Genomic DNA, 10,931 nt, shown 5'->3' with positions numbered 1-10,931 from the left:
GGAACCACTTCCCCCTCTTTTCGCCCTCTTTTTGGCCAGTTAACCACTTGCGGACCACTAAAAATTGGATGAAATCGGCTCTCGTTTTGCCAAATTTGGTCAAACCATATCAGCCCGTTTAGATATAGCAAAAGCCCGGAAAACCTTGGCTTAACAGTGATAAGGAACTAATTTACTTATCAACTGTTAGCTGACGGTTTCCGGGGTGCATACGGACAAATCCCGTCTGATTTCTAACAGGAAGTCAGACGGGATTTTCGCTTTATATTACGAATTATGGAGGACATACCATGAAAACCTTAATATCTTATGCCTACAATATGGATAATTGCTGTGTGGAAGTGAAATTCAGCGACGGCAGTATGATTGCGATTGACACTATCGCCGTTGAGAACGAGATTGCTGACAATATGTATCAGCGGTCAGAGCTGGATTATTTGATCTACAACGCTCCTTTGGAGTATGCAGACCTTATCTTGAACGGCGATCCCGAAACCTATTTGAAAACTGTAACAGAATACAAGCCTTGGGATAGCTGACAACACGCTGCCCGCAGGAGAAAATCCTGCGGGCGTTTTTCTGTTTATATTATTTCCCTCCGTTGGATCTCAATTTAGGAAAGAAGATGACAATCTTGAAGCCCTTTCCCCACTGGGAAGCTGCTTCCAGATGAAGATTTAGATCGTCGGCCATCTTCTTAACCAGGTAAAGTCCCATACCGGTAGCCTTCTTTCTGCTGTCAGTAGAATCCCCGGTAAAGCCCTTTTGAAAAATGTACGGCAGATTATATTTTTTTACGCCAATGCCGTTATCTTCAACAGAAAGGATATCTGCGGTCTCCGAATGTATCACGGAAATTGTAAGCATGGGACTATCGCTGCTATATTTGATGGCATTGCTAACGATTTGTCCCAACATAAACTGAAGTCCTCTACGGTCTGTATAGACTGTTTCAGATTGCAGTTTGTTGAGAATGACAAACTGCTTCTCTTCAAGAAGTGGGGCATAGTCCTCCAGAACTTCACCCAAGCAGTCATTCAAATTGACATCCTCAAATCGGTAATCCTTTGTACTGCTCTTCAACCGGGCATAGTACAGCATCTGCGTGACATCCTCCTGAAGCTGACTGCGGACATAATCCAGCTTTGCTTGCAGGGAAGGAGAGATTTCATCGTTCCGGTTATCCAAGAGCATGGTCAGCAACGATAGGGGCGTTTTCGCTTCATGTGCCCAGCCCTCCACATATTCTTCATAGTCCTGTAGGGCATCTGCCATACTGTTACTCTCAGTTTTGTGTTCCTGTAAAACTGATGCCAGAAGCCGGATAGATTCTCCTTCTTCCCGGCTGATGGCACTGAGCAGCCGTTCCTCGTTGCAGATGGTAGGATCACTGAGGAAATCCCGGAACAGTTCTCGGCGGGTAGTCTCCCGCTTGTTTAGTACAAACAGAATCGCTGAAAACAAAAGGAGGCTTGTCAGAACTACTAACCCAATCAAGGGTTGAAATGCCTGAATGTCAGAAATCCAAAGAATGATAGCACAAAAGCAATCCACGCCCAACAGCAACAATAGCCAGGGGTAGTATCGCTCTGTTATGCGCCAAAGCTGCTTCATGGAGCCACCCCCGTTTCCAGACGATAGCCCATCCCACGAACCGCAACGATTCGCTGCTTCATCTCAAGACCGGACATCGTCTTTTTCAGCCTGGTCAGATTAACCTGCAAGGCATTTTCGTCTATGTATTCCGTGGTTCCCCATAGTGCTATGCAAAGTTGCTCCGTCGTGACCAGAGCATCGCCGCCGGACAAAAGAGCAACCAACAGTTTTCCCTGATTTTTTGGAAGCACGACAGAGGTATTATGAATATAAAGCGTGTAGGTCTGCTGGTCTAACAGGAAATCTGGTCCCTCTATGAGATTGGTACGGCCTTCATACCTTTTGAGAATATTGGATACCCTGGCAAGAAGCCGGTCTTTTCTGCACGGCTTCGTCAAATATTCATCGGCACCCAAGTGGAACGCTTGCAGTTCATCCTTTACCTGATCTCTGGAAGTTAGTACCAGGACGGGGATAGCGGTTTTATTCTTTAGTTCCTGGCAGATTTGAAAGCCACTGATCTCCGGCAAATTCAGGTCTAAGATCACAAGGTCAGGACGGAGGGCTGCCAGGAGCCGAGCGGCATCTTCAAACTCGGTGATTGCCTCCGCAAGATACCCGTCCTTTTGGAGCATATTGCAGAGTTCTTCCCGCATATAGACTTCATCTTCCACAACAGCAATTCTTTTCACGACAGCACCTCCTTCCAAATTATTCTTCTCTCTGCGGCTGCATCAGTGTCAGCAAATACCGATCACTGGAGTGCTTGACCACTCTCATATAAATATATTCTATCACGCAAAGCAGCAAAATCATAGTAGCAGATACAAGCAGCATTTCAGGCACTGTCCCACGGGTTCGGGACGAGAGTATCCCTGTAAACAACGCTCTGACTCCAAACAGACTGCTGACAGCTGCAACCAATACAGGAAGTCCCATAAACCACGCAATCTGCTTTCCGGCAGACTGGCAAAGGCTTTCGTAAGTGGCTCCCAGGCGGATCAGGGTCTGGTATCTACGCCCGGTTTTCTGCTGGCTCATCAGGAACTGAACACCCACAATGGTGTTGGCAACCACCAGGAACACAATCGCCAGATAGAGGGTAATATAGATGGATGCTACGGTGTAGAAAAGCTGGCGGCCCATATTCTGAAGATAGCTTTCATATTCGATACCTATTTTGTCCAGCTTCTCGTTCAGATCGGAATAGGCAGTCATAAGGCTATTTCCATTCAGAGCTTGCTCACTGAGCACCGCATTGACATAGGTATCATACATTCCCTGACTATAATATAGGAATGCTTCATCCGGAAGAATCAATGCAAAGGACAAGGTTATAGAACGGTCCGTGACCAAATTCACAGACTGAACCTCTCCTGTAAGATGAATCGGACTACCATCCAGTTCCACCTTGGGCTGCCCGGCCAATACTTGGTTCAGCATTGCGGTACGGCTTGCCGTAGTAAACTCTGTATCAATATAGACAGTGGCCTCCTTTTCGCCTAATTGGAGAGCCGGATTGCCGGACAATTCCAACAAACGATTATAGTCCGATAAACAAATCAAATATGGGTATGTGGCATAACCAAGATTGTTCAGAAGGACATCCCGGTCTTCCGACTGGGGCAGGCTCCGAAGAGAGTCCATAACAGCGTCCATGCTGTAGGCATTATCATAATCTTCTGTGGTGCGAATACGCCCAACCCTCATTTCAAAAAGCTCTGAAAATTGATTTTCCAAACTGTTTTCTTTCAGGACTGCCTTTATATTCGGAAGAACCTGCGATGAATCTTCTGCAGTATGATCTTCAAAAGTATAGTCGATTACATGGCCAGAAGACAGGCTATTCGTTCCTGCAATTCCTACGCCCGCACCAAAACAACACAGCGCCGCCAGAATCAGCAGGGAGCTGATGGCCATGGAGTTTGACTGATGAATGACATTCTCCTGAATCTGCCGGAAGGTAAATACATGAAGCTGCTTATTTCCTTTTCCTTTCTTAACAATCAAAGCAATCAGCGCACGCATCCCATAGAAAAGCAGCATCGTACCAACTATGCCCAACAGCAAAGTCAGTCCCATCATACTTACCTTTGTCCATGCAATTCCCTGAATCGCCATGTAGTAAGCCACTGCCAACATCACACTTCCGCATATAGCAGCCAGTCCATAGATAACAGATGGCATTTGCTTTTTGGGGCGGTTCGTTGGCTGGGATAGCAAAGTACCGATCTCCTGGCGGCTGATTCGTCCACTCAAAATCAGAAGTGCCGTCAGCTTAATTGCCAGAAATCCTGCCAGCGTCCATTCAATCGCAGACCAGGATAAAGAAAACTGATGACCGATGATCCCCATGCCTACCAGCTTGGCGGTGACAAGACTGACAATTTCTGAAAGCACCACAGCCACAGGTAAGCCTATGAGCATGGCAAGAATACTGGTCAGGCAATCTTCCGCCAGAAGCATACCAAACAGTTTACTTCTACGCATCCCCAACATTAGATAAACACCAAGCTCATGCCGTCTGCGCTCGAACTGATACTTGCAGGCAAAATAGATCAAAAAGAACAGAATACCGAGGGTCATTCCATAAAACGCAGGAATCAGAAGCAGGAGTTTGTCAACTGCGTCACTCTCCATTTTCTGCAAAAAGAGCATCACATCTTGAGTGGAGATGGAAAGAATCATGTAAAAGGCAACAATAGAAATCACCAGGGAGCTGAAAAACAGACCGTTTTCCTTTCGGCTGCGGCGGCTGTTCCGAAGAATGAGATTAGAGAACATTTGCGCTGCCCCCTCCCAGTTGCGCCATCACCTTCAGGATGCGCCCGTAGAACTCCTGCTGGCTTTCGTCTCCACGCCGAAGCTCATGAAAGATCACGCCATCCTGGATGAACAGGATGCGCTTACAGAAGCTGGCGGCATTGGAATCATGGGTTACCATCAGGATCGTAGCTTGTTCGTCACGATTCAGGCCGGACAGCTTCTCCATAAGACTTCTTGCGTTCTTAGAATCCAGCGCACCCGTCGGTTCATCGGCAAGGATCATTTGGGGATGTAAGATCAGAGCCCTTGCTGCCGCAACACGCTGACGCTGGCCGCCGGACATCTTGGACGGAAACTTATCCAGAACATCAGTGATTTCCAGATAGTCAGCCAACTGCTTCAGCCGCTGGCTGCTTTCTGCTTCGGATACCCCATGCAAGGAAGTCGGGAGCAGGATGTTTTCCCTGCCAGTCAGGTTGTCCAGCAATTCAAAGTTCTGGAATAGATAACCAACTTTTTTGCCACGGTACTCTGCAAGAGCCTTTCCCCTGAGGGATTGCAGAGTATCGCCCTCCACCTGAATGCTTCCACCGGTGGGCTGAATCACAGTTGCAATACAGTTGAGAAGCGTGGATTTACCGGAACCACTGCTTCCCATAATGCCGAGAAACTCTCCCGGCATCACCTGGAGGGTGATCCCATTCAGTGCATTTGTTTGACTTGGCACATTGCCATAGATTTTTGTTAAATTTTCAATATTCAAAATGGGTTTCATGTGAATACCTCCTATCATTTGTAATAAAATGATAGCATGGGAACACAGCAAATACCACTTACAGTTGTTGTAAGGATTCAGGATATAAGTGGCGGCTCAAGGGGGACGAGCATATATTTTTTAAGAGCATCAGGCGACAATGATAAAATATACCGGATCGCCTCATTGGCAAACCAGTTCGTTTTAATTGTATCCCAATCAGCAAGCCGAATGATTTCTGCTGTGCCGTTCTCAAAATCAACTGACATTTCGCCCCATTCGCCGTCGCAGTCTGCCTGGTATTCGTAGATTGCGGCGGTGATTTTCTTTTTGCGCTTGGTTTTGGATTTCTGTTTCAGCCGGACTGCATGGATAGCACCCTCGGCAACCAAAAACTCCGTCAGCTTGTCCACTGCTTTCCGGTAGGCTCGCTCTGCACCGCTGGCTGTGCTGCCCTCAAACATAACCGCCAGTTCTTCAAAGGTGGGGCGGTTCTTCCATGAGCCGACACGCCCACAGGTCATACAGATCGCCAGCCGCTTTTCAAGCAAGGTTTGCTCCCGGTAATTCAGTTTCTCAAATGCCCGCTGCACCTTTTCAGCCTGTATGCCGTTCCAGAGGATGTCGGTATAGTTCCATGTATCATCAAGGGCAACATCTTCACCTGTTTCCTCGCCATCCTCGTCCGTTACATAGAATGGCTGCTGATTGCGGATGCCACGGACTACTTTCAGGTATCCTTCCGCAAGGGCAAGGTCGCAGTTGTATTTCTTTGCAAATTCACTGACCGCATCCTTGGTGTTATGGTACAGCCACGCCATTGACCGCACCATTTTGTAATTGGTCAGAGAGGATACCGACCATTTTTCTTCGCCCATGCGGAAACGGAGCATAGCATCCCGAATGAACGGAAAAATGTATGTTGCATACTCCGCACCTTTGGCAGGAGCATAGTCCATCAGCTTTTGGAGCATTTGCTCCCGGCAGGACAGTTTTATATCCAGAAAACGGTCTGTGTCGTATCGATTGCCGCCATCCACACCGAGAAAGGTTTTGATGCGCTTGTTAAGTTGCAGCTCGTAGTGGTGGAGAAAGAATGAGAAATATTTCAAGTCTTTTTCCCGTAGGGCAGACAGGATATATTCGTTCGGATTGTCTACTGTAGGCGGTTCCGGTTCCAGCTGGAAGATGCGCTCTGCAACATAGGGTGGGATGCCATCATCGGATGGATTGACAGCGTGTTTCGGTATGTATCCGGTCATATTCCATGAAAAATCATTCAGCATAGCGCACCTCCTTCCAGTTTAGTAATACTCATAAATATCCCGTGATCAACTAATGGGTTATTTATTACTTTATTTTCTTTAACATACGGTGATAAATAGGTGCATTTGGTGCAGGAGTTGTGATTGGGAGCAGAAGTCCCTCTTTGATAAATTGTTCCACACGCAAAGCAATCCACCCATCACCGATCCCTAATTGATTCTTTCCAAGAACCTGTCCAACAAGCACGCTTTCCCTAAACTCGTCGTCCAGTGTATCCAATTCTCGAAGAATAAATGTATCATACAGAGTTTCTGATACGCTGACCAGTTTGCCGTTTATAACAGCACGAAGAGGAGAATTTTCCTGTTGGAGTTCTCTCCAGCGGTTAGCCAAACTACGAAGGTAATTTGTTGGCAACTTCTTCCCAAGAGATGCCATCCGTCCCAAGTGATAAGGTTCAACTTCTCCCCAACCGTTATACTGGACAATGCATCCATCTGGTCTTGTTTCCCACATTGGAAGCTCCACAATGGTAATATCCAATTTTTCAAAGCCGATTGGTCGTAGTTGTTCCAGAAGCCAATACAATCCGCACACATCATCTGGGTCTCGTCCGACCCAAACACGAATCGGCTCTCCGTTTTGTGCTTTTTCCAGTAGTGTAGCATAGTTCTTTCGGGATGTATTGAGAAGTTCAGTTACGATTTCAGATGCCATATCGGGCAGTATGCTTAGTAGCAAAGATAATGCCGACTCACGCTCCAAACAAATTCCTGCTTCGGAGATGTTGCCCACAGACAATGCCAGCGGAAGATTAACTATGTCCTTACGATTTCCTTCCAACGGTATAGCATTCTCCCAACCAGAACGCTCCCGTTCTTCTGCTTGATGCTGGAACTTTTCTATTTCTTCTTTTGAAACTGTCCCATCAGAGATAATTACACTGGTTGCTCCGCCTAAAAAACCCTTATGTCCAATCGCAACCGCCATAGTCCCTGCGGCACTGTCGCTAAATACTACTTCTAACATAACGTTGCTCACCTCTTAGCTAAATTCAAATTCTTTTTATTGCTTCTTTCTTCAACGCAGCCTGTCCCATTTCTTTTTCATAATCACCCTTGGCGTAAGCGACATTGCTCAGCGCCCGAAGCATCTTATCTTTCGCCAGTTTTTTCATAACCTCTGCAAGATCAGCGTCCAGAGCGCCACGCTTCACATAGCGGTTTATGGTATTCAGTCGCTTCTCATAAATCTGTTTCAGCGGATGATCGTCCGCAAGTTCCCGCTGTTCTCTGCCTTTCAGGTTACCGATCTGCCGGCAGGTGCGGTGCAGCTTGTCCCCCGGAGCGTAGCCGCCGCAGTATTTGGTGTGCCTTGCATTGGTGGTCAGAAACCATTTGCCGCAGATTTTGCATTTTTTCGGTGCATGGCCAACACACAGGCCCTCAAAGAGATCAGACCGGAACATCCCCACAAAGGATACATAGTGCATCCGCTTGACCAGCTTCGCAACTTTTTCGCCGGGACGGATGACGGATACATACTGAACGGAATTGTTCAGGGTAGACATCCAGGCATTGCCCTCCGTGATGGAAAACTCCGGCGGGAAATAATTGCCGAACATTCTGGCAAAGCCCTCTGCGGTGCGGTCAGCTTCGTTGCCGTCTGATTTTTCTGCAAAATCAAGCATGGTCGTTTGGTATTCCCCAAGGGAGTATGCCAGATGCCCGAAAACTGCGGTATAGCGTTGGAGCATCATCGCATCGGTAAAGTTCTGGATTTCTTCAAATTGCAAAGAATTGGTTGCGGCTTTTATGGCAAACTCCACATATTTCAGCGCATTGTCCACAGTAAAGACTTTTTCAATCCGTTCTCTGTGCTTTGAGATATTCATATAGGAGAACGGCGGTGTTTGACTGAGAATATCAAGCATCGTCAGAGCAGCTTCCGTTGCAATAGGACAGAGTGCAGAAGCATCCTGTCCGGCGTTTAATATTCCAAGCAGCAGATTGATTTTCTCGCATTGCTCGTTCATCTTTGCGATGGTATCCGCAGGGACATTCAGCGCATCACAGGCAAGAGCGCCGACAGGAAGTGTTTTTCCCTCATATATGACCGTATCCTGCCAAAAATCCAATGTCATCAGTTCTTGGTTCATGCTTGCCCCTCCTGTCCTGTTTTTTCATTTTCTTAATTCTATCATGCTAATGTAAAGAAATCTACATCTATCCATAAGTTGTCCTGTTTTTTGAAACGGGGTTGTCCTCCGATTAGCCTGTTTTTTGAAAAATCCGGCATAACAATAGTAGACGGAGCGAAGCACCTGCCAATCACGGCGGGTGTTTCGTGCTTTCTGAATACTATGAACGGAGGTTTTCTATGACAATCTATGAAACCATCAAGGTGGCAATCAGCGTAAAGCAAGCCGCCGAACACTACGGGCTGAAAGTCAACCGAAACGGCATGGCTTGCTGCCCGTTCCACAATGACAGGCATCCGAGCATGAAGCTGAATGAGGATTATTTCTTCTGCTTTGGCTGCGGAGTCAAGGGGGATGTGATCGACTTCGTAGCAAGGTCGTTCGATCTGAGCAGCTATGAAGCAGCGCAAAAGCTGGCTTCGGACTTCGGACTTGACCCGAAACCGCCCACTGCCGCAGCTATGGCCAAGCCAAAGCGTCCCTATATCCGTCAGTTCCGGGAGGATGAAATGCTGTGTTTCCGGGTGCTGACGGATTATCTGCATCTGCTGGAAGATTGGAAAGTACGATACGCACCCAAGACACCGGAAGATGCTCTGGATGACCGTTTTGTGGAAGCCTGCCAGATGCACTGCTATATCGAATATATGGCAGATGTGCTGACGGTGGGTGATCTGGAAGAACGGGTGGCATTGGTGGACAAGCTGATGCAGGACGACAAAATTGCTTTTCTGCAAGAGTATACCGCACGAAAGAAAAAGGAGGTGGCGCACCGTGGCGAAGAACCGGAAAACGCCTAATATGAATTTGCCTGTCTGGTTTGACGGGCAGAACATCAACGAAGCTCTGTTTTGTGAAGAATTTCTGCATGAGCGCAGAATCATCTTCGCAAACGGAGCTTTTTTCACGCCCGATGGTCGAGTGACAGATGACCTTCCTCTGCGTGGGGAGATTTACGACAAGCTGAAATTTTGTGCCGTGAACAACATCCCACGGAAGATCACCAACATTCTGGAAGTGCTGAAACTGGAAGCGCAGGTGTCTGACTTCCCTCCGGAGCAGGATCGCATCCATGTTGCCAACGGTACGCTGCTCTTGAACGGCACTTTCACCGAAGGCAGACCGGCTATCGTGCGAAGCCGTCTGCCTGTCGGCTATAATCCCGATGCTCCTGCACCGGTGATCTGGCTGAACTTTCTGGATGGACTACTCTATGCAGAGGACATCCCCACCTTGCAGGAGTTCATTGGCTACTGCCTGATTCCATCCAACAAAGGTCAGCGCATGATGGTGATTAAGGGCAACGGCGGTGAGGGCAAATCCCAAATCGGTGCGGTGCTGTCCACCATCTTCGGCACGAATATGAAAGACGGCAGCATCGGGAAGATTTCTGAAAACCGTTTTGCCCGTGCCGATCTGGAACACATCCTGCTGTGCGTGGATGATGATATGCGGATGGAAGCTCTGCGTCAGACCAACTATGTAAAATCCATCGTGACTGCACAGGGCAAAATGGACTTGGAACGCAAGGGCAAGCAGAGTTATCAGGGCTGGATGTTTGCCCGGTTGCTGGCATTCAGCAATGGTGATCTGCAAGCCCTGTATGACCGCAGCGACGGCTTTTACCGCAGACAGCTTGTACTGACTACCAAGGAAAAGCCCGTGGGCAGAGCCGACGATCCCGACCTTGCTGAGAAGATGAAAGCCGAAGCTGAGGGCATCTCCCTGTGGGCGTTCGAAGGATTGCAGCGGCTCGTTGCCAACAACTTTAAGTTTTCGGAGAGTGACCGCATCCGTGAAAATCGGGAAGCGGTCAAGCGTGACAATAATAATATCTTTGATTTCATGGAATCGGAGGGATACATCCGGTGCAAAGCGGATGCGTCCATCAGCTCCAAGGATTTCTATGAAATCTACCGGATGTGGTGCGAAGAAAATTCCCTTGCACCGCTGAAAGCCCGCAGCTTCAGCGACGCCATGATTGCCAATGCCGGGAGATTCAATCTGGAACATTGCAACAACATCACCAACTCAGCCGGACGGCGGGTATGGGGATTTATGGGTGTGGAAGCTGTGGCACGACCTAATATAAACGGGTTTTACGACGTTTCGCCATGTACGTACGTACCGGAGGAATGGCAGGACTGATTCCTGTCTTTCGTTTTCTGTATGTATGTACACAGCGTTTTACCTGTTTTCCTTTTTTATAGGAATAATCAGCTGTCAGAACTGACCTGTTTTCGGGCATTGAAAATCAATGGTAATGGAAACAGCAAAGTTCTTGACCGCAGGACGAAACCATTTCACCAAATCGTGCTTCTCCAAACCATGCACCCAGTTTACGAAACA

General features: G+C 47.8%; 10 protein-coding genes. 3 read left to right on the top strand and 7 right to left on the bottom strand.

The annotated features are described in order from the left end of the window. Window positions 1-290: 290 nt before the first annotated feature. Window positions 291-539 carry a DUF6061 family protein gene (locus tag DXA87_RS10185; protein ID WP_117504239.1) on the top strand — a complete coding sequence of 83 codons (249 nt, stop codon included), beginning with the start codon at window positions 291-293 and terminating at the stop codon, window positions 537-539. A gap of 49 nt (window positions 540-588) precedes the next feature. On the opposite strand, the gene DXA87_RS10180 is transcribed toward DXA87_RS10185, so the two are convergent. The 7 genes from DXA87_RS10180 to DXA87_RS10150 all read right to left on the bottom strand — a co-directional run bounded on the left by DXA87_RS10180 (window position 589) and on the right by DXA87_RS10150 (window position 8,540). After that, window positions 589-1,614 carry a sensor histidine kinase gene (locus DXA87_RS10180; RefSeq protein ID WP_033121502.1) on the bottom strand — a complete coding sequence of 342 codons (1,026 nt, stop codon included), beginning with the start codon at window positions 1,612-1,614 and terminating at the stop codon, window positions 589-591. Beyond that, complete coding sequence (locus DXA87_RS10175; protein ID WP_033121503.1) at window positions 1,611-2,288, bottom strand: response regulator transcription factor; 678 nt, start codon at window positions 2,286-2,288, stop codon at window positions 1,611-1,613. The genes DXA87_RS10180 and DXA87_RS10175 overlap by 4 nt, the downstream gene beginning before the upstream one ends. A 19-nt stretch (window positions 2,289-2,307) precedes the next feature. Then, window positions 2,308-4,380, bottom strand: a complete 2,073-nt coding sequence (locus DXA87_RS10170; RefSeq protein ID WP_110442441.1) for an ABC transporter permease — start codon at window positions 4,378-4,380, stop codon at window positions 2,308-2,310. Further along, complete coding sequence (locus DXA87_RS10165) at window positions 4,370-5,137, bottom strand: ABC transporter ATP-binding protein (RefSeq protein WP_110442442.1); 768 nt, start codon at window positions 5,135-5,137, stop codon at window positions 4,370-4,372. Before DXA87_RS10165 ends, DXA87_RS10170 begins: the two co-directional genes overlap by 11 nt. A gap of 77 nt (window positions 5,138-5,214) precedes the next feature. Then, on the bottom strand, window positions 5,215-6,402 hold the full coding sequence (locus DXA87_RS10160; protein WP_117504237.1) for a hypothetical protein: 1,188 nt from the start codon (window positions 6,400-6,402) through the stop codon (window positions 5,215-5,217). Window positions 6,403-6,466: 64 nt separating this feature from the next. After that, complete coding sequence (locus tag DXA87_RS10155) at window positions 6,467-7,411, bottom strand: DUF3658 domain-containing protein (RefSeq protein WP_110442444.1); 945 nt, start codon at window positions 7,409-7,411, stop codon at window positions 6,467-6,469. 25 nt (window positions 7,412-7,436) lie between these two features. After that, complete coding sequence (locus DXA87_RS10150; RefSeq protein ID WP_117504235.1) at window positions 7,437-8,540, bottom strand: DUF6076 domain-containing protein; 1,104 nt, start codon at window positions 8,538-8,540, stop codon at window positions 7,437-7,439. Window positions 8,541-8,761: 221 nt separating this feature from the next. On the opposite strand from DXA87_RS10150, the gene DXA87_RS10145 reads away from it, so the two are divergent. Both DXA87_RS10145 and DXA87_RS10140 read left to right on the top strand, forming a co-directional pair. Further along, window positions 8,762-9,382: a CHC2 zinc finger domain-containing protein gene (locus tag DXA87_RS10145; protein WP_117504233.1), complete on the top strand. Its 621-nt coding sequence runs from the start codon at window positions 8,762-8,764 to the stop codon at window positions 9,380-9,382. Between the two features lies 1 nt (window position 9,383). After that, window positions 9,384-10,730, top strand: coding sequence for a phage/plasmid primase, P4 family (locus tag DXA87_RS10140; RefSeq protein WP_117504231.1), 1,347 nt, complete (start codon window positions 9,384-9,386; stop codon window positions 10,728-10,730). Window positions 10,731-10,931: the final 201 nt, after the last annotated feature.

The organism is Desulfotomaculum sp. OF05-3 (assembly GCF_003435535.1).
Lineage (GTDB): Bacteria > Bacillota > Clostridia > Lachnospirales > Lachnospiraceae > Pilosibacter > Pilosibacter fragilis.
Note: the sequence above shows the minus strand (reverse complement) of the source record. Positions and strands in the feature narration are given on the sequence as shown.